The 21,563-nt window shown below is 56.0% G+C and carries 20 protein-coding genes; 16 read left to right on the top strand and 4 right to left on the bottom strand.

Annotation, left to right across the window (positions count from 1 at the left end; translation table 11 throughout):
* Positions 1 to 130: 130 nt before the first annotated feature.
* The 4 genes from minC (at position 131) to sbcB (ending at position 3,671) form a co-directional block, all read left to right on the top strand.
* A complete protein-coding gene (gene minC / locus ACT3RU_RS06195) occupies positions 131 to 880 on the top strand; it encodes a septum site-determining protein MinC (RefSeq protein ID WP_192527226.1) in 750 nt (249 codons plus the stop codon).
* A 148-nt stretch (positions 881 to 1,028) separates the two neighbouring features.
* Positions 1,029 to 1,847: a septum site-determining protein MinD gene (minD, locus tag ACT3RU_RS06190; RefSeq protein WP_087110125.1), complete on the top strand. Its 819-nt coding sequence runs from the start codon at positions 1,029 to 1,031 to the stop codon at positions 1,845 to 1,847.
* Positions 1,844 to 2,095, top strand: coding sequence for a cell division topological specificity factor MinE (gene minE / locus ACT3RU_RS06185; RefSeq protein ID WP_018918334.1), 252 nt, complete (start codon positions 1,844 to 1,846; stop codon positions 2,093 to 2,095). Before minD ends, minE begins: the two co-directional genes overlap by 4 nt.
* Positions 2,096 to 2,177: 82 nt before the next feature.
* A complete protein-coding gene (sbcB, locus tag ACT3RU_RS06180; protein ID WP_087110123.1) occupies positions 2,178 to 3,671 on the top strand; it encodes an exodeoxyribonuclease I in 1,494 nt (497 codons plus the stop codon).
* 28 nt (positions 3,672 to 3,699) lie between these two features.
* Here the strand turns inward: sbcB and ACT3RU_RS06175 are convergent, their stop codons facing one another.
* Together ACT3RU_RS06175 and ACT3RU_RS06170 are read right to left on the bottom strand one after the other, a co-directional pair.
* On the bottom strand, positions 3,700 to 6,540 hold the full coding sequence (locus ACT3RU_RS06175; RefSeq protein ID WP_192527224.1) for an insulinase family protein: 2,841 nt from the start codon (positions 6,538 to 6,540) through the stop codon (positions 3,700 to 3,702).
* Positions 6,540 to 7,226, bottom strand: a complete 687-nt coding sequence (locus tag ACT3RU_RS06170; protein WP_192527223.1) for an SOS response-associated peptidase — start codon at positions 7,224 to 7,226, stop codon at positions 6,540 to 6,542. Before ACT3RU_RS06170 ends, ACT3RU_RS06175 begins: the two co-directional genes overlap by 1 nt.
* Before the next feature lie 190 nt (positions 7,227 to 7,416).
* Between ACT3RU_RS06170 and ACT3RU_RS06165 the strand changes: the two genes are divergently transcribed.
* Both ACT3RU_RS06165 and ACT3RU_RS06160 read left to right on the top strand, forming a co-directional pair.
* Positions 7,417 to 8,031, top strand: coding sequence for a TetR/AcrR family transcriptional regulator (locus tag ACT3RU_RS06165; RefSeq protein WP_087110116.1), 615 nt, complete (start codon positions 7,417 to 7,419; stop codon positions 8,029 to 8,031).
* 53 nt (positions 8,032 to 8,084) lie between these two features.
* The gene (locus ACT3RU_RS06160) at positions 8,085 to 8,690 is read left to right on the top strand and encodes a 1-acyl-sn-glycerol-3-phosphate acyltransferase (protein WP_225733772.1); all 606 of its coding nucleotides are present in this window, start codon (positions 8,085 to 8,087) and stop codon (positions 8,688 to 8,690) included.
* A 74-nt stretch (positions 8,691 to 8,764) separates the two neighbouring features.
* Here the strand turns inward: ACT3RU_RS06160 and ACT3RU_RS06155 are convergent, their stop codons facing one another.
* Together ACT3RU_RS06155 and ACT3RU_RS06150 are read right to left on the bottom strand one after the other, a co-directional pair.
* Positions 8,765 to 10,045: an HlyC/CorC family transporter gene (locus ACT3RU_RS06155; protein WP_087110112.1), complete on the bottom strand. Its 1,281-nt coding sequence runs from the start codon at positions 10,043 to 10,045 to the stop codon at positions 8,765 to 8,767.
* Between the two features lie 87 nt (positions 10,046 to 10,132).
* Positions 10,133 to 10,930: a cytochrome C assembly family protein gene (locus tag ACT3RU_RS06150; protein ID WP_192527221.1), complete on the bottom strand. Its 798-nt coding sequence runs from the start codon at positions 10,928 to 10,930 to the stop codon at positions 10,133 to 10,135.
* A gap of 211 nt (positions 10,931 to 11,141) precedes the next feature.
* On the opposite strand from ACT3RU_RS06150, the gene ffh reads away from it, so the two are divergent.
* From ffh to ACT3RU_RS06100, 10 genes are all read left to right on the top strand, one after another.
* The gene (gene ffh / locus ACT3RU_RS06145) at positions 11,142 to 12,569 is read left to right on the top strand and encodes a signal recognition particle protein (RefSeq protein ID WP_192527220.1); all 1,428 of its coding nucleotides are present in this window, start codon (positions 11,142 to 11,144) and stop codon (positions 12,567 to 12,569) included.
* A 297-nt stretch (positions 12,570 to 12,866) separates the two neighbouring features.
* Positions 12,867 to 13,115: a 30S ribosomal protein S16 gene (gene rpsP / locus ACT3RU_RS06140; RefSeq protein WP_009724081.1), complete on the top strand. Its 249-nt coding sequence runs from the start codon at positions 12,867 to 12,869 to the stop codon at positions 13,113 to 13,115.
* Positions 13,116 to 13,160: 45 nt separating this feature from the next.
* Positions 13,161 to 13,706 (top strand): ribosome maturation factor RimM, encoded by a 546-nt coding sequence (gene rimM / locus ACT3RU_RS06135; RefSeq protein WP_192527219.1) that lies wholly within the window; start codon positions 13,161 to 13,163, stop codon positions 13,704 to 13,706.
* 62 nt (positions 13,707 to 13,768) lie between these two features.
* Positions 13,769 to 14,530 (top strand): tRNA (guanosine(37)-N1)-methyltransferase TrmD, encoded by a 762-nt coding sequence (trmD, locus tag ACT3RU_RS06130; RefSeq protein WP_087110175.1) that lies wholly within the window; start codon positions 13,769 to 13,771, stop codon positions 14,528 to 14,530.
* Between the two features lie 172 nt (positions 14,531 to 14,702).
* Positions 14,703 to 15,059 (top strand): 50S ribosomal protein L19, encoded by a 357-nt coding sequence (gene rplS, locus ACT3RU_RS06125; protein ID WP_192527218.1) that lies wholly within the window; start codon positions 14,703 to 14,705, stop codon positions 15,057 to 15,059.
* Between the two features lie 138 nt (positions 15,060 to 15,197).
* Positions 15,198 to 16,079 (top strand): site-specific tyrosine recombinase XerD, encoded by an 882-nt coding sequence (gene xerD, locus ACT3RU_RS06120; RefSeq protein WP_087110088.1) that lies wholly within the window; start codon positions 15,198 to 15,200, stop codon positions 16,077 to 16,079.
* Positions 16,054 to 16,845 (top strand): DsbC family protein, encoded by a 792-nt coding sequence (locus ACT3RU_RS06115; RefSeq protein WP_192527217.1) that lies wholly within the window; start codon positions 16,054 to 16,056, stop codon positions 16,843 to 16,845. Before xerD ends, ACT3RU_RS06115 begins: the two co-directional genes overlap by 26 nt.
* A gap of 167 nt (positions 16,846 to 17,012) precedes the next feature.
* Complete coding sequence (locus ACT3RU_RS06110) at positions 17,013 to 18,329, top strand: homoserine dehydrogenase (protein ID WP_172118532.1); 1,317 nt, start codon at positions 17,013 to 17,015, stop codon at positions 18,327 to 18,329.
* A gap of 6 nt (positions 18,330 to 18,335) precedes the next feature.
* Positions 18,336 to 19,724: a threonine synthase gene (thrC, locus tag ACT3RU_RS06105; protein ID WP_192527216.1), complete on the top strand. Its 1,389-nt coding sequence runs from the start codon at positions 18,336 to 18,338 to the stop codon at positions 19,722 to 19,724.
* Between the two features lie 63 nt (positions 19,725 to 19,787).
* Positions 19,788 to 21,542, top strand: coding sequence for a single-stranded-DNA-specific exonuclease RecJ (locus ACT3RU_RS06100; protein ID WP_192527245.1), 1,755 nt, complete (start codon positions 19,788 to 19,790; stop codon positions 21,540 to 21,542).
* The last annotated feature ends 21 nt before the right edge of the window (positions 21,543 to 21,563 follow it).

Raw genomic sequence — 21,563 nt, 5'->3', positions numbered from 1 at the left:
AGCGGTTGCAGTCACCGGCGCTGTCGCTTAGCTTTGCCTTACCAGGGTGTAATAGAAATTGATTCTTCACACCCAAAGGCGCCAAATTGCGCTACCTTTATTTTACCTGAACATGACATGGAGTTCGGCTATGAGCCTCAACGCCGATAGTGCCAACATGGCATTTACCTTTAAAGGCGGCATGCTGCCGATGACCGTCATGGAATTAAGTAGCGCTGACCCTGAGCATATCCGGCGGCAGTTGGCCGGTAAACTGTCTCAGTCTCCTGCCTTCTTCCAGCATACACCGGTTGTGCTAAGCGTGGAAAAGCTTGATGAACCCCATTTGGCTTTGGAAAGAATATGCGCCGTTTGCCGGGATCACAAACTTTTACCCGTTGCGGTGCGCGGCGGTTCAGAGCCGGTACGCCAGTCGGCTTGGGCATTGGGACTTGGGTGGTTTGCACCTGTAGAGGAGACGCGCGCTCGCGCACTGGAGAGCGTCAGCAAAGAGGAAACCTCAAAAAACAATGCCTCTGACGACGAGCGTATTGAGGCGCAAGCCAAGAGTGCGGCAACACGACTTTATCGCGGCACCGTTCGTTCAGGCCAGCAGGTCAGCGCATCGGACGGGGATCTGATCGTTATTGGTGCCGTCAATGCGGGTGCAGAAGTATTAGCAGCAGGTAGTATTCATATTTACGGTGCTCTGCGGGGACGGGCGCTGGCAGGCATTCACGGCAATACTCAGGCCGGTATTTACTGCCGCGAGCTTGAGGCTGAGCTGCTTTCGGTGGCTGGGAATTACAAACGCCTTGAAGATGTTGATCCCCGGCTTTTGGGCCGCACCGCAGAAGTTCATTTTATAAAAGAGCAGCTTGAAATTAAGCCGTTGGGTTGATGCTTTCAACGCAGCGTGCATCCATGCTTAATGCTTAGCGACGCTGCCTTGCCTATCCGTTACAGTAGGGCTTTTGTGACATTGACGTTCCCGTTATTCGTTCAGCGTCATGCGCTCGCGATGAACGACTTCAAGAAGGAAGTGAATCTTGGCTAAAATTATTGTTGTGACCTCAGGTAAAGGGGGGGTCGGTAAAACCACCAGCGCTGCAGCAATCTCAACAGGTCTGGCACTCCGTGGTAAAAAAACCGTGGTCATTGATTTTGATGTGGGACTGCGAAATCTTGATTTGATTATGGGGTGCGAGCGTCGTGTGGTGTATGACCTGGTAAATGTCATCCAGGGGGAAGCTGGCCTTAACCAGGCGCTGATCCGTGATAAGCGCGTTGAAAATCTGTATATCCTGCCCGCTTCACAAACCCGGGATAAAGATGCGCTAACCCAGGAAGGGGTGGCGGAGGTTTTGGAAAAGCTTCGAGAAGAATTTGACTTTATTATCTGTGATTCTCCCGCAGGTATTGAACGTGGTGCGCAGCTTGCCATGTATTTTGCCGACGAAGCGATTGTGGTCACCAATCCGGAGGTCTCATCAGTACGCGATTCTGACCGTATTTTGGGCCTTTTGGCATCGAAAACCCGACGTGCTGAGCAGGGTGGTGATCCGATTAAAGAGCATCTGCTCGTTACTCGCTATAACCCTGAACGGGTGACTACCGGGGATATGCTTACCCTTGAGGATATTCGTGAAATTCTGGCCGTTCACTTACTGGGTCTGATTCCTGAGTCCGAAGCTGTGCTTCGCGCCTCGAACCAGGGGGTGCCAGTCACTCACGATGCATCAAGTGATGCAGGTCAGGCGTATACGGATACCGTTTCACGTCTGCTGGGTGAGGAGATTCCGTTACGTTTTCATGAGGTGCAGCGCAAAGGTCTGCTTAGCCGTATGTTTGGAGGTAACCGTCGATGAAACTCTTGGAATTCTTGAAGCGTGAGCGCAAGAAATCCGCCTCGGTGGCTAAAGAACGGTTACAAATCATCGTGGCGCATCAGCGAAGCCAGCGTGGTCAGCCTGACTACATGCCGCTACTTGAGCGCGAACTGCTCGAAGTTATTCGTCGCTATGTACATGTCGACGACAACGCCATTCAGATTTCGCTGGATAGCGAAGATAACTGCTCAGTACTTGAGCTGAATGTGACGTTGCCCAAAAGCTGACAAGACAGTAGGGCAACAGGCGGCGATAAAGGCGCTGGGTGTGCTAGGCTAGGGTTTTTGCTGCCTTGCGGAGTGCTTGTTCATGGCGCCACCTAATGCCGCCCCTGCCAGTTTTTTGTGGCATGACTATGAAACATTCGGGGCCGATCCACGTCGAGATCGGCCCGCTCAATTTGCTGCGCTGCGTACCGATGCGGACTTAAACGAGATCGGTGAGCCTATCGAGCTCTACTGCAAGCCAGCGGACGATTACCTGCCTCATCCTGCCGCGTGTTTGATTACCGGGATTACCCCACAAAAAGCGCGACGTCGCGGCCTGCCTGAAGCGCAGTTTGCCAGTGAAGTGCAGCGCCACATGAGCGAGCCGGGCACCTGTGTTGCGGGATACAACAGCTTACGCTTTGATGATGAAGTGTCTCGCCATCTGTTCTATCGCAATCTGCTCGACCCTTACGCCCGCGAATGGCAAAACGGTAACTCCCGCTGGGATTTAATTGATGTGGTACGCGCATTTTACGCGCTGCGCCCGGACGGCATTGAGTGGCCGCTACGTGAAGATGGCGCGCCAAGCTTTAAGCTTGAGCACTTAACCAAAGCCAACGGGATTGAGCATGAAGGCGCGCATGACGCGGTGGCCGACGTTCGGGCAACCATTGCCCTGGCGCGGCTGCTCAAAACGCGGAACCCTAAGCTGTTTGATTACTTGCTTGGCCTGCGTGGCAAACGCGCGGTTGCCACGCAGCTGGACCTGCCTAATGCCAAGCCGCTTTTGCACATTTCCCGCCGCTACCCGGCCAGCCGGGGTTGCAGCGCCCTGGTAATGCCGTTAGCTGAGCACCCTACCAACCCTAATGGGATGATTGTTTACGATCTAAGCGTTGATCCGGGCGACCTTCTTACCCTTTCGCCTGAGCAAATACGCGAGCGCGTCTTTGTCAGTCAGCAGGATCTAGCGGAAGGCGAGGTACGTATTCCGCTTAAGGTCATTCATATCAACCGTTGCCCGGTGATCTTTCCGTCGAGTGTGCTCAAGGACATAGACGGGCCGCAAAAGGGAGCGTATGGCGCGATTGTTGAGCGCCTTGGGTTGGATATTGCAACGTGCCGCCAGCACTGGAAAACCTTGCGCAGCGCCCAAGGGGTGACGCCTAAAGTGGCCGAGGTCTTTAAGACCAGCTTTGATGACGCACCCCACGACCCTGACATGATGCTTTACTCCGGCAGCTTCTTTTCCGCTGCCGACCGCCAGCAGATGGAGCGAGTGCGTGAGATGGAACCCTGGGATCTGGTAGGGCAGCGGTTTGCCTTTCAGGACCCGCGCCTTGAGGAGATGCTGTTTCGCTATCGGGCGCGTAGCTACCCTGACACGCTGGAAGGTGACGAACGCGAGCAGTGGGAGGCGTTTCGCTGGATGCGTATTAATGATCCGGCGATGTCCGGGCTTACGCTAAAGGCCTTTGCTCGGGAGATCGAGCGCTACAATCAGCAGCCGCTCAGCGAGCGTGAGCGGCAGATCCTTGAAGAGCTGGTGATGTTTGTCGAGGCCATGATGCCCGCCCAGGCGTTCGATGCCTGAGCGGAGCATTGAGTTACAGCGCACTTCTTTATGGATGGTCGCGCTCGGCAAACGGCGTTAGCGCTTCGCGGTAAGGCGTTACATCGCTGGGCTCATCACCCGGGTTGAAGCGTATATCAAGCTGGTGGCCAAGTAGCTCTGGCCATGCAGCTTTAATATCCGCAGCGCTAACCTCAAGTGCCAGGTTGGCCAGCTCTTCACGACGGTCAAAGCGGATCTCATCCAGCGCGGTGGCCTGCCAGTAACGGTTGGCCATGCCCGCAAGGCTGGTATCACGCTCGCTCAAACTGGCATGGACCGCTTTGCGATATGCATCGAGTTCAGCATCGTCGAGTTGCTCAAGCGCTTCGCCAGCGTCAGCTAAAAAGGCATCCATATGCGCAGCGACCGTTTCGCTGTCCACATCCGGCGACTGAACGAGTAGTGCAATGCCAGGCGCCTCAAGCAGGGGTGAATAACCCGCGTTCACAATATAGCCCAGCTGTTCTTCTGTGCGCAGCTGTTGATAAAAGGGCGTCTCCAGCCACTGGGCAATCACACTAATGGTTGCTTGTTCTTTGGGGCTCTGGTCTCGCCCTTGTAAGTAACGCAGCACCAGGGACTCGTCGCGGGTGCTGTGCGGTTGCAGCACGCTGGAAGTCGTGCCAATGGCCAGCGGGCTAAGCGTTGGAATATCTTCTCGCGTCAAGCGTGGGCGCAGTTTGCTGCGCACCCGCTCGGCTTGCTCTTGGGCGAGTGCTTCATCCAGGTTGCCAATCGCCATGGCGTCGATATAGAGCCCGCCCAAAAAGCGCTTACGGAAATTCTCAAGATTCTGCTGGTCAAGGCGCTGGCTGGCGTCAAGTAGTTCGGCTGTCGACCACCGTGGGGACAACAGTGCTTCACCCAGCGTGCGGCTTGCCTGGCCATAAAGCGATGATTGCGGCGCATTAACCAGCTCTCTCTGCAACTGATATTGCACGCGGTCAAAGGCGCCTTCGCTAATCTCAGCCGTTTTAAGCTGATCAATGGCTTGCTCAATAAGCGGTGTCTGACCATCACGCCAACCGGAAAATGATAGCGTCATCCCACGTGCGTGCGGGTAGGCGCTAAACGACTGACCGGCCATCCATGCGGGATAAAGTGATTCATTCAAGCTGTCGTTTAGCCACCCAGCCAACAGCTGCGTCAGTACGGCCTCTTCGGCCGAATAACTGGCGTCGGGATACTGCAAACTGACCCGCCACTCAACGCTTGGCGTATTAAAGCGTGAGTCCTGCATGTGCCAAACCTTAAAGGATGGCGTGTCGATCATCAGGCTTGGGTGCTCGTCCTGGCCTTCAATAAGGGCAAGGTCGCTGGCAATAAAGGGGTTGGGTTCAGGCAGGGCCAAACCCTCAAGCGCGAGACCCTCTTGAGCAGGTGGTTGTTCTCGCCACTGGGTCGAGAACCAGGGCGAAACCGCGTCACTTTCCACCTCGGGCGCAGAGTAAAAGCGCAGCATGTTGTCCGGCGTTAACGCATCCAGATACGCCTGCTGACGCTCAGTGTCCGGCGCGTCCATGCGATACGCGGCATACTGCACATCCTCTACCGGGTAGCGGGATAAACTCATGGAGAGCCGGGTAGCTTCCTGCTGAGGTGCGCCGTGCTGTTGAAAACGAAATGCCTGCTCGCTCAAATCGCGCAGCTCAGTGTAGCGCCAGTCAGCCAACCCATCGTCACGCAGCTGATCAATGGCGGCAAATAGCGTAGCCTGAATATCATCAAGCCGCTCGGCACCGGCGGGCGTCAAGCTAATGGAAACCGTAAACAGGGCATCCTGACCATCACCGCGCTGAACACCTGAGGACAGGCCATCGGCTAAACCTGCGTTACGCAGCACAGCCAAAAGGCTGCCATCCCCTTCATCGCCTAACAAATGCGACATTAAATGAGTGGGTTTTGCGCGATACTCATCTTCGGGGTCTGGGATCGGGAAGTAAAAACGCAGCTGGCGGCGATCTTGCAGTGACTGACGCTCAACGTAGCGTGGCAGGGTATCGGTATCTACCAGCGGTGCATCAATCGTAGGAACGTTCAGGCCATTGTCAGGAATATCCGCGAAACGCTCCACCACCCACTCTTCCAGCGTATCAAGCGGCTGAGGGGCGACGACGGCCAGGTTCATTACGTTGGCATCGTAATGCTGATGGTAAAAATCGATGACACGTTCTCGTAGCGTCGCTTCGCCTGCCGGCGGGCTGGCTAACGTCTCGCGGCTACCAACGGCAAACCCTGTGGTGGCATTGCCAGGGTTGAGCAGTTGGTTAAGCACATCATTTTCGCGCCGGGACTCATCGCGAATTCTTGCCATGTATTCAGAATGAACGATATTGCGCTCGCTCTCTAAATGGTCGGCATTAAACAGCGGTGACAGGAAAAATTCGCTAAAGCGATCAAGCGCTTCCGGTAGGGCGGAGGGCTCGATATCAAAAAAGTAGTTGGTATCTTGCTGAGCGGTAAAGGCGTTATGGGAGCCCGCATGGTCAGAAATAAAGCGCTGATAAGCGTCCGGAGCGGGATACGCCTCGGTACCCAGGAACAGCATGTGTTCAAGGAAATGGGCAAGCCCTTGCAGATCATCTGGATCCTGGGCGCTACCGACCCGGACGTTCATTGATGCAGCGGCTTTGTCAGCGTCAGGGTCGCTTACCAATAGCGCTTGTAGACCATTTTCAAGCGTCAGCACGCGATAGTCGCGGCTGTCAAAAGGGCTGGCAATCGGTATTACGATGTCTTCTATCGGATCATCACCAGCGGCCAGCACGCCGGGAGAAAACCATACGGTGCTGAGTACCGCTGCCAGTACAACGCGCGAATAAAATAGTCTACTTTTCGGTCGTAACATTACGGCTCCTGTGGGACGGTCCATTGCAGCATTGGCCCAACCGGGTGGGCGCAAGCGGCTGATTGATAGGCAGGATTGTTGACATGCTTGGATATTGGGAACGCACCCAATAGTTCCAAGGGTGCGGGTGTTAATAGTGTCTTTACGGTTTCCAGAGGGCTATCGGGATCAAGCCATGTGGTCAACGCATGAGGGGGAATGACCACCGGCAGTCGGTCGCTAAGCGGTGCCAGGCATGCGTTGGCCGGTACGCTAATCAGTGCTGTTGAGTCAGTAAACGCGGTAAGCGTTGTATGGTAGCGACACCATAACGCACCTAGCAGTAAGGGTGCGCGCCTAACCTCTGTGACCAGATAAGGCTGTTTGTGTCGCGGCAGTACTTTCCAGACGTAAAAACCGCTGACAGGAATAACGCAGCGGCGAGCCTGAAACGCTTCATGAAACATGGCTTTTGAACTTAGTGTCTCAGCTCTGGCGCAGTGCGGAGCGTGATCCAGCACTGTTAGCCACGGCGGCGTTAACCCCCAAAAAAGTGACTCAAGCTGCAACTCACCCTGGGCTAAACGAATAGCCGAAACGGGCTGGCGGGGTGCCAGATTGGGGGATTCCACCAGCGCGGATGGCGCCTTGAGTGAGGGCAGAAGACGCTTGAGCGGTAAATTGTGTACATGTAGGCGTCCGGTCATGCCAGTCTCCTTAAGCAGAATCGACTCAATCATGTCATGGGAGAGGTTAAAGATGCACAAGAATGCGCTAAATGTGGCGCTTTAGTGTCGAAAACAGTGTTCGATATAAGGTATCCTATATTACCCCTTGCTCACGCTAAAGCGCTGTGAGGCATTCTTTCTTGTTATTCGTTGACCTGAAGAGATCGCCATGGCCCGTCCTAGACAGCATGCGCCCGATGCCCTCCATGCGCAGGTCATGAAAGCTTGTGATGATTGGTTGGCTGTACAGTCAGTCCACGATTTATCACTGCGTGCCCTGGCTCGAGAGGTTGGCTGCGCGCCCAGTACGCTGCTTAAACTTTACGGCAGCTTTAACAACTTATTGCAGCACGTTAACGTCGAAACGTTGGCGGGTTTGAAGCAGACCATTACGTCATTATCGGCAGACGCGCCAGAGCCTTGGCTGCGTTCGCTGGCGCATGCGTACTGGCACTTCGCCGAGCAAGACTGCTACCGCTGGAAGCTGCTGTTTGATTACCCCTTGGCACAAGAAGGGGAGCTGGATCAGCGTCAAAGCCATCTAATTGAAGCGCTGTTTACCCAGGTTGAATCCGCTCTCAAAGAGTACCAGCCCACGCTTGACGACCTCGAAGCTCGGCGGCTGGGGCGCACGCTATGGGGCAGCGTACATGGGCTCGTACAGCTGGGATTAAATGAACGCTTGGGGTATTGGCAAGGCCAGCAGCTGAAAGTGGATGAACTGCTGGATCAGTTGGTCAGTACGGTGCTGGCAGGGCTTCGGCTCCGGGAGCCGGCATCGTGAGATGGTGGATCAATGCTGTCCGCCAAGTGCTGCGTAGCCTGATTTATCTGGCTATGCGCCTTTGCTACCGCTTGCATGTGCATGGGCGTTATCACCTGCCCAAACGCGGCGGTGCGCTGGTTGTATGCAACCACGTAAGCTTTATGGATGCTCTGGTCCTGGGGGGCGGTAGCCCTCGGCCACTGCGTTTTGTTATGGATCAGCCAATTTTCGATTCGCCCTGGCTCAAGTGGTGGTTTCAGCTTGTCGGTGCTATCCCCATTGAGTCCGAACGGCGTAGCCCCGGCGCCTTGCGGCGTACGCTGGATGAAGTGAGCCAGGCGCTGCGCCGAGGGGAGGTCGTTATGGTATTTCCGGAAGGGCGGTTAACGCCAGACGGTGATATCCATACCTTCAGGCGCGGGCTGGAAACTATTCTGGCACGCGATAATGTGCCGGTGATTCCCGCTGGGCTGGCAGGCTTGTGGGGCTCCTGGACATCACACTACAACGGTAAAGCGCTTAAAAAGTGGCCAAGCCGCTTTAGGGCACCGGTTAGCCTGCATTTTGGTCCACCCATTAATGTGCAAGAGGTGGATGGGGTTACGCTGCGTAGCTATTTGGAAACGCGGGTGCGGGCGCTAAAAGTGGCCGCCGATAAAGATATTGACGCGCGCTAACGCGCTTCAGCGCTACCTATTATATGCCGTCCCAAGTGCTAGCCATCTCAAGCGCTATCAATCTCAAAGTGCTGTCAGGGTTGGCGTCTTGGAAGACGCACGTTTTGCCAGCAGCGGGCAGAGGTGATCAGGTTGTCGCGGATCTCCAGTATTTCCATACGGATATTGTTAATTTGCAGGCTGGCGGGGCCTTCGGGGAACGCTTCAAGATGCTCTAAAATCAACCCGTTCAGGGTCTTGGGGCCATCTGTTGGTAAGTGCCATCCCAGCATTTTATTGATTTCACGAATGTTAGCCGTACCCTCAATCACATGGCTGCCGTCGTCCTGCTGATGAATCTCTTCATCTTCTGATACGTCCGTGGTGAACTCGCCAACAATCTCTTCCAGAATATCTTCAAGCGTTACCAATCCTTCGACATCGCCATACTCATCTACCACGATACCAATACGCCGCTTCTGCTTTTGAAAGTTAAGCAGTTGGGTATGGAGCGGTGTGGACTCAGGAATAAAGTAGGGCTCGCGTGCTTCCTGAACAATCGCCGCTTTGGTTACTTCGTCACGGGATAAAAAGCGCGCGGCATTGCGCAAGTGCAGCATGCCGATGATGTTGTTGATATCGCCTTTATAAACCGGTAAGCGGGTGTGCTGGCTGGTGCGAATTTGGGTCAGAATATCTTCCAGCGAATCGTCCAGGTCAATTCCCAGCACCTCATGGCGCGGCACCATAATGTCGTTGACCGTGACATTCTCAAGGTCCAGGATCGATAGCAGCATGGCCCGGTGGCGGTAGGGGATCAGCGTGCCCGCCTCATGCACCACGGTACGCAGCTCGTCGCGAGTAAGGTTGTCGCCGCCATTTTCCACGCTTTTCACGCCCAGTATGCGCAGTAGGCCGTTCGAGATCATATTCACCAGCCACACCAGCGGATAAAGCAGCTTCAAAAGCGGCTCCAGCGCCATAGAGCTGGGGTAGGCAATACGCTCAGGTTTAATCGCCGCGTAGGTTTTGGGAGTAACCTCGGAAAAAATTAAAATAGTAATCGTTAAAATGGCAGTAGAAATCGCTGGGCCTGATACTTCGCCGAAAAAGTGAATGGCGATGATGGTCGCAATGGATGCCGCAAGGTTATTGACGAAATTGTTGCCGATTAGAATGACGCCAATCAAGCGGTCAGGGCGGGTAAGCAGGCGCATGACCCGTTTGGCGCGCCGATCACCGCTGTTGGCCTGATGGCTCAGGCGATAACGATTAATCGACATCATGCCGGTTTCAGAGCTGGAGAAAAAAGCCGATAGTAGTACCAGTAAGCCAAGAAGGCCGAATAGTAATCCCAAGGGGAAGTCGTCGCTCAAGTCGAAAATTCCTTTATGCTGTATCAAGCACGGTTTGTAGAAGCTAGAAGAAGGTGTGTCAAGACAGCCATAGCCGTGTATATGGGCTTAGCGATTGAGTAGTATCTCAAGCACAAACTTACTGCCAAAGTAGGCCAGTATCAAAAGCGTGCAACCACCCAGCGTCCAACGTACTGCGCGCATGCCGCGCCAACCGAAACGATAGCGGCCAATCAGTAGGGTTGTGAAAATAACCCACGCACCTAACGAGAGAACGGTTTTATGTAATAAATGCTGGGCAAAAATATTATCAAGAAAGATAAAGCCGCTCACAATCGAGAGCGTTAGTAGCAAAATGCCTGCCCAGACCAACTCAAACAGGACGCGTTCCATCGTGGTTAAAGGAGGAAGCGACTGCACGATGCCGCGAATATGGTGATGGCGTAGCGCCTGGTTTTGTAATCCCACCAGAATTGCCTGTATCGCTGCAATCGCGAGCATGGCAAACGCCAGCGCAGAGCTAATGGCATGCAGCAGAATGCCGGGTGTCAGGCCCGTTTGGCTAGTGTGACTGGGGAGCCAGGTGGCGGTAATCAGCGCGACACCCGCTAAAGGAAAGAGAACGATGCCGACGTTAAGCACCGGCTTGAAAAGGCTCGCTATCAACAGCACATTAACGGCGACCGCCATGAAAAGCGTCGCGCTGGTGGTAAACCCAGGCAGAAGGCCTGGGGATTGCCCCATCAGTTGGACGACCACCGGGATATGGAGCAACAGGCCCAAGGCACCCAGCAGGCGCACCATGCCTTGGCGGGGCGGCACGCGGCGAAAAAGGGCCATGCCCTGCCAAGTGGCAGCAGCAACATAGAGTACAAAAGCGATCGTGGCGAAAGGCAGCGCCTGCATGATGCTATCCGTGCGCGCATTTCGCGCGTTGCAGTAAAAAACAGTTAAGTTAACGTGTACCGACTACTATAACCAATCAAAGCAGTATCGCACAGCCATCGTTAGCCCGCGCGGACAGTCATGGAGACTCAAGGCGTGAGCGCGTATAATCCATGTACATCAGTCTAGGGGCGTAGGCGCCCGGCGACAGCGACGGAGGCAGAGAGGCCCCATGTTTCAGAATCTCAGTGAGCGTCTTTCCCAGACGTTGAAGTCGATTAAAGGTCAGGCGCGCCTGACCGACGACAATATTAAAGATACCCTGCGCGAAGTACGCAAAGCGCTGCTTGAAGCCGACGTAGCGCTGCCGGTCGTTAAGGCCTTTATCGAACGCGTGCGCGAGCGGGCGGTTGGGCAGGAAGTTTCCAAGAGCCTGTCGCCCGGCCAGCAGTTCGTCAAAATCGTCCAGCAGGAGATGGAAGCCATTATGGGCGAGGCCAATGAAGGCCTAACCCTCAAAGGCTCTCCAGCCGTTGTGTTGATGGCCGGTTTGCAAGGGGCGGGTAAAACCACCTCGGTCGCCAAACTTGCCCGCTACCTGCGCGAACGCGAGAAGAAAAAAGTCCTGGTGGTGTCGGCTGACGTTTATCGCCCGGCAGCCATCGACCAGTTGGAGACGCTGGCCAAAGAGGTCGAAGTCGACTTCTTCCCCTCGCGCTCTGATCAAAAGCCTGTTGATATTGCCGAAGCGGCGATCAAACACGCCAAAATCCAGTTCCACGATGTGGTGCTGGTAGATACCGCGGGTCGCTTGGCAATCGATGAAGCCATGATGGCGGAGATCCAGGCGCTGCATAAAGCGATCTCGCCTCAAGAAACGCTGTTTGTCGTCGATGCGATGACCGGCCAGGATGCGGTTAATACCGCGAAAGCATTCCACGATGCGCTGCCGCTGACCGGGGTTATCTTAACCAAGGCCGATGGTGATGCGCGTGGCGGTGCGGCGCTGTCCGTGCGTCATATTACCGGCAAGCCCATCAAGTTTATGGGGGTGGGCGAGAAAGTTGACGCCCTGGAGCCTTTCCACCCGGATCGTGTTGCATCACGCATCCTCGGCATGGGCGACATGCTGTCGCTGATAGAGGAAGCCGAACGTACGGTTGATAAAGACAAAGCTGCCAAGCTTGCCAGCAAGGTCAAAAAAGGCGATGGCTTTGATCTGGAAGACTTCCGTGACCAGTTGCAGCAGCTTAAAAAGATGGGCGGCATGGGTGGCCTCTTGGGCAAATTGCCCGGCATGGGACAAATGGCGGAAATGGCCCAGGGCCCGGGCCCTGAGAAGGAGCTGGGCAAGCTTGAAGCGCTGATCAACTCCATGACGCCTAAAGAGCGCCGCGCGCCAGATATCATCAATGGCTCGCGCAAGCGTAGAATTGCCGCCGGTGCAGGCCTTCAGGTGCCTGACCTGAACCGACTGCTTAAGCAGCATAAGCAGATGCAGAAGATGATGAAGAAGGCGGGTAAAAAAGGCGGCATGCAGAAGATGATGCGCGGTATGTCCGGCATGATGGGCGGCGGTGGTGGTCCCGGCGGCCCGGGTGGAATGGGCGGCATGGGTGGCGGTGGTATGGGTGGCCCCGGAGGCCTTCCCTGGCGCTAAGCACATTAGTTTAGGCGCTGCGGCGACGTCGGTAAGGTTGACGGCCTGTGAGTTTTCTGGCTGTCAGGCTTTCCAATCAGGGCGCATTTGCGTAGAATGCGGCCTCTTCATGCGTGGGTGTTGGCAAAATATGCGTAAGCATTGCCGTCACATCCGATTATGAAGGCCTAAAAATGGTACAAAGCAGCCACTTATCTTCAAGTGAGCGGCGTATCAAGAAAACAGTATGATGAGTGTTCTGGTGGCGGTTTGCGCTATTTCCCACTCTCGTAACCTCAACCGAAGGATAGTTATCGTATGGTTACCATTCGTTTGGCACGTGGTGGCGCCAAGAAGCGTCCCTTTTACCACCTGACTGTTACCGACTCGCGTAACGCCCGTGACGGCCGTTTCATCGAGCGTATTGGCTTCTTCAACCCGGTTGCCCGTGGTCAGGAAGAGCGTCTGCGCGTTGATCTAGAGCGTGTTACTCACTGGCAGAGCCAAGGCGCCCAGCTGTCTGGTCGTGTTGCTGAGCTGGTTAAAGAAGCGCGTAAACAGGCGTAAGTCTGTTCACGGTAGAATCTGGACTGCTGTACGTTGAGGTCGTCGATGACGCGTTTTGAAACAAGCCAAACTGACGACACGCATGTGGTGTTAGGCAAGCTGACTAGCCCCCACGGGGTGCAGGGTTGGCTCAAGGTGTATTCTTACACCAGCCCCATGGACAGCATTTTAGATTATCCCGAATGGTGGGTGCGCCAAGGGGAAACCCTGACGCGAATGACCATTGTTCAGGGGCGTCGGCAAGGTAAAGGCCTTGTTGTGCAGATTAAGGGCGTAGATGACCGCAATGCCGCTGAAGCACTGGCGCAAGCGGATATCTTACTGCCAAAAGATGCACTGCCTGCACTGTCAGCCGATGAGTATTACTGGCATGAGCTTGAAGGCTTGGCTGTCTTCACTCAAGCCGGCGAGCGGTTAGGACGGGTAAGCTACCTGTTTGAAACCGGCGCCAACGATGTCATGGTGGTTCGCGGCGATGACGACGCGATCGACAAACGCGAGCGGTTACTCCCGTTTTTGCCTGATGATGTGATTGTCGAAATCAGTCTTGAAGATGACCGTATGGTCGTTAACTGGGACCCTGAGTTTTGATCAATGATGAAGCGGCCGATGTGCGAACACCGGTGCTTGGCAATGATATGGATACGCCCGCCATGTGGATCGGCGTAGTATCGTTGTTTCCTGAAATGTTCGATGCACTCACCCAACAGGGCGTAGTGGGTCGGGCGATAGAGAAGCAACGTATTACCCTGGAGTTCTGGAACCCGCGAGATTACGCCACCGACCGCCATCGCAGTGTGGATGACCGCCCTTATGGCGGCGGCCCGGGTATGTTGATGAAAGTCGATACACTCCGTGGCGCTATCCACGATGCCCGCGAGCGGGCACATCAAGCCACTGGCCAGGTGCCTACTGTGATCTACCTTTCGCCCCAGGGGCGTAAGCTTGATCAAAAAGGCGCTCAGGCATTAGCCGCTGCTGGCCCCCTTGTGGTGGTTGCAGGGCGCTATGAAGGGATTGATGAGCGTGTGGTGGAGAGTGACATCGATGAAGAGTGGTCGATTGGCGACTATGTGCTGAGCGGCGGTGAGCTGCCCGCCATGGTGCTGATTGACGCAGCGGCGAGGTTGGTTCCCGGTGTATTGGGGCATCAGGACTCCGCTATCGAAGACTCGTTTAATGACGGTCTTTTGGACTGCCCGCACTATACCCGTCCAGAAAGTATCGACGGGCGCCAGGTGCCGGATGTGCTGCTAAGCGGTAATCATGCAGCGATCAAGCGCTGGCGGTTGAAGCAGTCTTTAGGCCGCACATGGCAGCGCCGTCCCGACCTGCTAGAAGGTCGCGAGCTTAACGCTGAGCAACAGCAGTTGCTGAACGAGTTTATCGAGGAACACGCTCTGTCTGCCAAGTAGGTTATTTTCAATTACCTGGTACAGGGCGGCGGTGCAGGACGAGAAGGGGTTATACCCAACGTACCTGTGTCACCCATAACGACTCCCGTGTGGCTCGATTCGAGCGCCGGGATCACGGTTTGCCCCTTCCACAACTGCGTGGCAAACCATTCCGTTATTTAGGAGTACGAAGATGAGCAGCAAGAACAAGGTGATCCAGGCGATCGAAAACGAGCAGATGGGCAAGGAGATTCCTTCTTTTGCACCGGGCGACACTATTGTCGTTCAAGTGAAAGTTAAGGAAGGTACCCGCGAGCGTCTGCAGGCGTTTGAAGGTGTTGTTATTGCCAAGCGTAACCGTGGCCTGAACTCCGCTTTCACCGTACGTAAAATTTCTCACGGTGTTGGCGTTGAGCGTACTTTCCAGACCTACAGCCCGCTGGTTGACTCTCTTGAAGTCAAGCGTCGTGGTGACGTGCGTCAAGCCAAGCTGTACTACCTGCGTGAGCGTAGCGGTAAGTCAGCACGTATCAAAGAAAAGCTGTCCTAAGCGACGCTTTCTCGGGCGCGCACTGTTCTTGACGTACGTCTTGGGCATGCGTCGCACTGGATACCAGAACCCCGTCACCGCTTTGCGGGGCGGGGTTTTGTTTATGTGTCCATACACCCAGTAAGAGACGATTAACGTATGAGTGTCATTGATGCCTTTTTGGATGCCCTTTGGTTAGAGCAAGGCGCCAGTGATCATACGTTAGCCGCCTACCGGCGCGATTTAACCGCGTGGCAGCACTACCTGATAGCAGAAGGTGAGGATATATTGTCCCCTGCGGGGCAGCGGCTTCCCGTATGGCTGGATGCCCGCCGAGAGCAAGGCTATCAGTTGCGAAGCAATGCCCGGTTGTTATCGAGCCTCAGAAGTTTTTATCGCTGGGCGCGCTTGCACGGGCATGTGGCTAGCGACCCGCTGGTGGATGTTAAGCTTCCCAGAGTGCAGCCAGGCCTGCCCAATACGCTGGAGGAGGCGGAGGTCGAGCGCCTGCTGATGGCGCCTGATGTTGATACGCCGCTGGGCGTGCGCGACCGCACCATGCTGGAGCTGCTTTATGCCTGTGGGCTGCGCGTGTCGGAGCTTGTGTCGTTAACCGGTGATGCGGTGAACTTGCGCCAAAATGTAGTGCGTGTGCGTGGTAAGGGGGATAAAGACCGCCTGGTGCCCATGGGGGAAGAGGCAGCAGATTGGCTTGCGCACTATATGAAAACGGCCAGACCTGCGCTAATGAGCGATCCGACCAGGCCAGCGCTTTTTCCAGGGCGCCATGATAAAGCCATGACGCGGCAGACCTTCTGGCACCGCATAAAAGCACATGCCATCACGGCTGGGATCTCGCGTCCGCTGTCTCCGCATACGCTGCGGCATGCTTTTGCGACACATTTATTGAATCATGGGGCCAATTTACGGGTCGTACAGCTGCTGTTAGGCCACAGCGATTTATCTACGACTCAAATTTATACGCATGTTGCCCAAGCCCGCTTGGAGCATTTACATGCCGAACACCATCCGCGAGGTTGAAGATAGAATGCGTCAACGTACGGTTACTCCTTCTTTACGCACGGCATTACTCACGCTCGCCATCGCCAGCGTTTTGCCGGTCGCCGCTCAGGCAGATGCCGTCACGCAACGACTGAGTGAGTCGCTGAGCGTTAATGGTCAGCCGATGCCGGTTGAGCACGTAACAACGACCCCGATGGAAGGCATTTACCACGTGCGTCTGGAAAGCGGCGAGTCGTTCTACACCAACGTCGATGGCAGTCACTTTTTGGTGGGTGATCTTTTCGAAAATGCCGAAACGGGGCTGGTCAATTTAACCGAGCAGTCCAAAAATCAGGAGCGTGTTGCGGCACTGGCAAGTATCCCCGAGTCTGAGCGCGTTGTGTATCGCGGTGTCGATGAGCCAAAAGCCACCGTGGTAGTATTTACCGACCCCACTTGCCCCTACTGTGAGCGTCTTCACGAAGCCGTGCCTGAGCTTAATGAGCGCGGGATTGCGGTACACTATTTAGCATTCCCACGGGCGGGTATGGGCAGCGATGCGGCGACCTCCATGCAGCAAGCCTGGTGCTCGGATAATCGTAGTGAAGCGATGACCCGTGCCCAACAGCGCCAGCCGCTATCGGGTCCTTCGGATTGCGATAACCCGGTGGCTGAACAGTATGAGCTGGGTATGGCGCTGGGCGTACAGGGCACGCCCGCGATTATTCTGCCCGATGGCCAAATGGTGCCAGGCTATGTACCACCAGAAAGGCTTGCCGTCATGTTAGGCTTGGGCGACATCTAAGTCTGATCTGCCAGGCGCTTTGCAACAGAAACGTAGCAACAGAAACATAGTAACAGGCACGCCCAACAGGTGCCCACCAATAGAGAGCACCGTTAACGAGCGGTGACGCTGAGACACTGAATTTAAGACCAGGCGCCAAGGGCGCCCACCACGAAAGGGGATGTATTTTGAAACCGGTAAGAGTAGGCATTTGTGGGCTAGGCACGGTTGGCGGCGGCACGTTCAATGTATTGACGCGCAACGCTGATGATATTGCACGTCGTGCAGGCCGTCCTATTGTGATTGAGCAGGTGGCTCACCGTAGTATTCACCCCGACTGCGATATTACCGGTATTAATGCAACCACCGATGTTTTCGAGGTGGCAACTAACCCTAACGTTGATGTGCTGGTCGAGCTGATTGGCGGCTATGACATGGCGCGTGAATTGGTACTCACTGCGATTGCCAATGGCAAACACGTGGTTACTGCCAACAAGGCGTTGATTGCTGTTCATGGTAACGAGATCTTCAAAGCCGCCCATGAAAAGGGCGTTATTGTCGCCTTTGAAGCCGCCGTTGCAGGCGGTATTCCGGTTATCAAATCGCTGCGTGAAGGCTTGGGTGCCAACCGCATTGAGTGGGTGGCCGGCATCATTAACGGCACCGGCAACTTTATTCTGACGCACATGCGTGACGAAGGCCGAGCCTTTGAAGACGTACTTGCCGAAGCGCAGGCACTGGGTTACGCCGAAGCCGACCCCACGTTTGACGTGGAAGGTATCGATGCGGCGCACAAGCTGACCATTCTGGCCTCGATTGCCTACGGCGTGCCGCTTCAGTTTGAAAGAGCCTTCACCGAAGGTATTTCACGGATTACCGCTGAAGATGTCGAGCAGGCCGATAACCTGGGATACGTTATTAAGCACTTGGGTATTTCCAAGCGTACCGACCAGGGGCTTGAGCTACGCGTTCACCCCACGTTGATCCCCAAAGAGCGTTTGCTAGCCAATGTGCATGGCGTCAAAAATGCCATTGCCATCATGGGTGACGCGGTAGGCCCTACGCTTTACTACGGTGCCGGTGCGGGTGCTGAACCAACGGCTTCCGCCGTGGTTGCTGATGTGTTGGATGTGGCTCGTGATATTACAACTGCCCACCACTATCGCGTGCCCTATTTGGCGTTCAGCGGTATTGATGAAGATGTCAGCCAACTGCCGATTATGCCGATGGAAGATATCATTACGGCGTATTATCTGCGCCTGTTGGCGGTGGACCGCCCTGGTGTACTGGCGCGCGTAGCCACCATCCTTTCGGAGCAGGGCATCTCTATTGAGGCGCTGATCCAGAAAGAGGCAACCGAAGGCGAACTGGTGCCGATTATTCTGCTGACGCACCGCACCAAAGAGAAGCAGATGAACGAAGCAATTCGTGAAATCGAAGCGATGGCTGATATCGCCGGACCGGTGACACGCATCCGCGTGGAAAGCCTGAGCGAAGGGGAGTAACCCACTATGCGCTATATCAGTACGCGTGGGCAGGCGCCCGCGCTCTCCTTTGAAGAAGTCGTACTAACCGGTATGGCCAGCGACGGCGGCCTTTACGTGCCGGAAGAACTGCCCACCCTCTCGAAAGAAGCGCTGGCCGATATGGCCGGGCTCTCTTACGCCGAGATTGCCTTTCGCGTCATGAAGCCGTTTGTGAACGGCGAGATTGATGACGACACTTTCCGCACGATCGTGACCGACGCGTATGCCACCTTCAGCCACGATGCGGTGGTGCCGTTAAAGCAGCTCGACGCCAATCACTTCCTGCTTGAGCAGTTCCATGGCCCGACGCTGGCATTTAAAGACGTCGCGCTACAGCTGCTTGGCCGCCTGTTGGATCACTTTTTGAAAAAGCGCGGCGAACGTGCGGTGATCATGGGTGCCACCTCGGGCGATACCGGGTCGGCGGCGATTGAAGGCTGCCGCCACTGCGACAACCTGGATATCTTTATTCTGCACCCGCACCAGCGGGTGTCCGAAGTGCAGCGCCGCCAGATGACCTCGGTGCTGGCCGATAACGTCTTCAATATTGCTATCGAAGGCAACTTTGATGATGCTCAAGCCATGGTCAAGGCAAGCTTTGCCAATCAGGACTTTCTGAACGGCACGCGCCTGGTGGCGGTCAATTCGATCAACTGGGCGCGCATCATGGCTCAGATCGTTTACTACGTAGCGGCGAGTGTGGCGCTGGGTGCTCCGCATCGCGAGGTCAGCTTCTGCGTGCCGTCGGCCAATTTTGGCAACGTGTTTGCGGGCTACATGGCGTACAAAATGGGGCTGCCGGTCAAGCAGTTCATCATTGCCACCAACTCCAACGACATTCTGCACCGTACGCTGGCCGCCAACGACTTCTCCAAGAAGGAGCTTGAGGCAACGCTCGCGCCTTCCATGGATATCGTGGTGTCGTCTAACTTCGAGCGTCTTCTGTTTGATGCTTATGAGCGTGATGGCGCCGCCGTGGCGGCACTGCTGGAGCGCTTTCAGCAAGAGCCCACCGCACTTGCCGATGCGCCGCTTGCCAAGCTGCGTGAGAAGTTCTCAAGTTTTAGTGTGGACGATGCGACCATTCTGGACGTCATTCGCGAAGCGCATCACCGTACTGGTGAAATGCTCGACCCGCACACCGCTACGGGCTACCGCGCCGCTGAGCGTGTGCGCGCCGATCAATCAACACCGATGATAACGCTTGCCACCGCGCACCCGGCCAAGTTTGCTGAAGCCGTAGTGAAAGCAGGTTTCCAGGGCGTACCGCTGCCCACGCATATGGATGATTTGCTGGAGCGTGAAGAGCGCTACACGGTATTGCCTGCAGAGCTGAGCGCCGTGCAGCAGTTTGTGGCGGATAACCGTCGTTAACACATGATGACTGCTTTGCCAGATGCCAATCCGCCTGTTACACCTCAGCACACCACGCAGCTAATGTTGGAGCCTCGTCCGCTGGACGAGGCTGTCTACGCCCGTGCCCAGGCACAAGGCTTGAGCGAGCTTCAGGCGCGCCTTCTCGCCTCACGGCTGCCCGGCTATCAGGGCGAGCTTGCCCCGCTGGTAACGCCTAGCCTGCGCTATCTGGCTCACCCGGAAAAGCTCGCCGATGGGCGCCGTGCCGCCGAACGTATTGCTCAGGCGGTTGCGGAGGGTGAATCCATCGGGATTCTGACCGATTACGATGTGGATGGGATTACCTCCCACGTGGTTATTCGCCGCACGCTGGTTGAGCTGTTTGGTGTGCCCGAGCACAAGCTGCATAGCTTGATTGGCCACCGTATCCACGATGGCTACGGGATCAGCTTGCCGTTGGTTGAGCGCACGCTGGCGCTTAAGCCATTCCCGACCCTGGTGATTACTGCCGACTGCGGAAGTAGCGACGAGCCGCGTATTGCGCGACTCAAAGCGGCAGGCATTGACGTGGTGGTCAGTGATCACCACGCGCTGCCGTTGGAAGGCCCGCCCACTTCGGCCTACGCCTGCGTAAATCCCACCCGTGACGATTGCACTTATCCGGATAAAACCATCGCCGGGTGCATGGTGGCGTGGCTGTTGATGTCGTTGGCACGTGGCGTATTGGTGGAGTGGGGGGCATTGCCTGAGGCCACGCCCAAGCTTTCGCCGTGGCTCTCCTATGTGGCACTGGGCACCGTGGCGGACTGCGTGTCGCTGGGCGGAAGCCCCGCCAACCGCGCCGTGGTGAGCTACGGCTTGACCCTGATCAACCGCATGGACGCCGCCTGCTGGCGCGCCATGGCGGCACGCCTGGGTGCGGACAGCGTGCCGTTCAATGCCGAAACGCTGGCCTTTCAGATGGGCCCGCGGATTAACGCGCGCTCGCGGCTGGATGACCCTTACGCCGCACTACATTTCATGCTGGCCGAGAGTGACGCCGTCGCTAACCGTCAGTTGGAAGTGCTGGACCAGGATAACCAGTCGCGTAAGGCGATTGAAGCTGATATGGCCGAAGAGGCACGGGCGCTGGCCGCCAGTGCACTGTTAGCCGATGAACCCGCCGTGGTGGTGTTCCTGGAGGATGGCCACCCCGGCGTTCAAGGCATCGTGGCCTCCCGGCTGGTGCAGTCTTACGGGCGCCCTGCGCTGGTGCTGACGCAGGCGGCGGCACCCAATATGCTTACTGGTTCAGGGCGCTCAATCGATGGTTTGCACCTGCGCGATGCACTGCAGCGTACCTTTGAGCTGGCCCCAGAAGCGCTGCCACGCTTTGGTGGGCACAGCGGTGCCGCAGGAGTGGGCGTTCCCCGCGAGCAGTTGGACGTGTTTAAACAGGCGTTTCTCAAAGCCGTGGCGGAACAGTTGGAGGGGCGTTCGCTCTATCCCAGGCTATGGACGGACGGCGAGCTTTCTACTGCGCAGCTTTCGCTGGCGACACTTGAGGAGATCGACGCGCTGGGCCCCTATGGGCGTGAATTTGACGCACCGCTTTTTGAAGGGCGTTTTATCGTCGAAGCGCTGCGCCCGGTGGGTGCCGATGGCGCGCACTTGATGCTTGAGCTCTCCATGGGCGCCATCACCTGTAAAGCAATCTGGTTTCGTGCCTTAACACCAGGTGAGCTGCCCGCGTTCGCCATCGGCGACACGCTGCACTGCGCTTACAAGCTTAATCGTAACCGCTGGCGGGGGCGGGAGTCGTTGCAGTTGATGGTTGAGCACGCAAGCGCAGTTTAAAACGCTTTCATCAACCCGGTT

It is taken from the genome of Halomonas sp. TP35 (assembly GCF_052375975.1).
Classification (GTDB): Bacteria; Pseudomonadota; Gammaproteobacteria; order Pseudomonadales; family Halomonadaceae; genus Vreelandella; species Vreelandella citrativorans.
Note: the sequence above shows the minus strand (reverse complement) of the source record. Positions and strands in the feature narration are given on the sequence as shown.

Coding starts and splice junctions, on each gene's coding strand:
- minC (WP_192527226.1), top strand. CDS start 131: ATGAGCCTCAACGCCGATAGTGCCAACATGGCATTTACCTTTAAAGGC.
- minE (WP_018918334.1), top strand. CDS start 1,844: ATGAAACTCTTGGAATTCTTGAAGCGTGAGCGCAAGAAATCCGCCTCG.
- sbcB (WP_087110123.1), top strand. CDS start 2,178: ATGGCGCCACCTAATGCCGCCCCTGCCAGTTTTTTGTGGCATGACTAT.
- ACT3RU_RS06175 (WP_192527224.1), bottom strand. CDS start 6,540: ATGTTACGACCGAAAAGTAGACTATTTTATTCGCGCGTTGTACTGGCA.
- ACT3RU_RS06170 (WP_192527223.1), bottom strand. CDS start 7,226: ATGACCGGACGCCTACATGTACACAATTTACCGCTCAAGCGTCTTCTG.
- ACT3RU_RS06165 (WP_087110116.1), top strand. CDS start 7,417: ATGGCCCGTCCTAGACAGCATGCGCCCGATGCCCTCCATGCGCAGGTC.
- ACT3RU_RS06160 (WP_225733772.1), top strand. CDS start 8,085: ATGCGCCTTTGCTACCGCTTGCATGTGCATGGGCGTTATCACCTGCCC.
- ACT3RU_RS06150 (WP_192527221.1), bottom strand. CDS start 10,930: ATGCAGGCGCTGCCTTTCGCCACGATCGCTTTTGTACTCTATGTTGCT.
- ffh (WP_192527220.1), top strand. CDS start 11,142: ATGTTTCAGAATCTCAGTGAGCGTCTTTCCCAGACGTTGAAGTCGATT.
- rpsP (WP_009724081.1), top strand. CDS start 12,867: ATGGTTACCATTCGTTTGGCACGTGGTGGCGCCAAGAAGCGTCCCTTT.
- rimM (WP_192527219.1), top strand. CDS start 13,161: ATGACGCGTTTTGAAACAAGCCAAACTGACGACACGCATGTGGTGTTA.
- trmD (WP_087110175.1), top strand. CDS start 13,769: ATGTGGATCGGCGTAGTATCGTTGTTTCCTGAAATGTTCGATGCACTC.
- rplS (WP_192527218.1), top strand. CDS start 14,703: ATGAGCAGCAAGAACAAGGTGATCCAGGCGATCGAAAACGAGCAGATG.
- xerD (WP_087110088.1), top strand. CDS start 15,198: ATGAGTGTCATTGATGCCTTTTTGGATGCCCTTTGGTTAGAGCAAGGC.
- ACT3RU_RS06115 (WP_192527217.1), top strand. CDS start 16,054: ATGCCGAACACCATCCGCGAGGTTGAAGATAGAATGCGTCAACGTACG.
- thrC (WP_192527216.1), top strand. CDS start 18,336: ATGCGCTATATCAGTACGCGTGGGCAGGCGCCCGCGCTCTCCTTTGAA.
- ACT3RU_RS06100 (WP_192527245.1), top strand. CDS start 19,788: ATGTTGGAGCCTCGTCCGCTGGACGAGGCTGTCTACGCCCGTGCCCAG.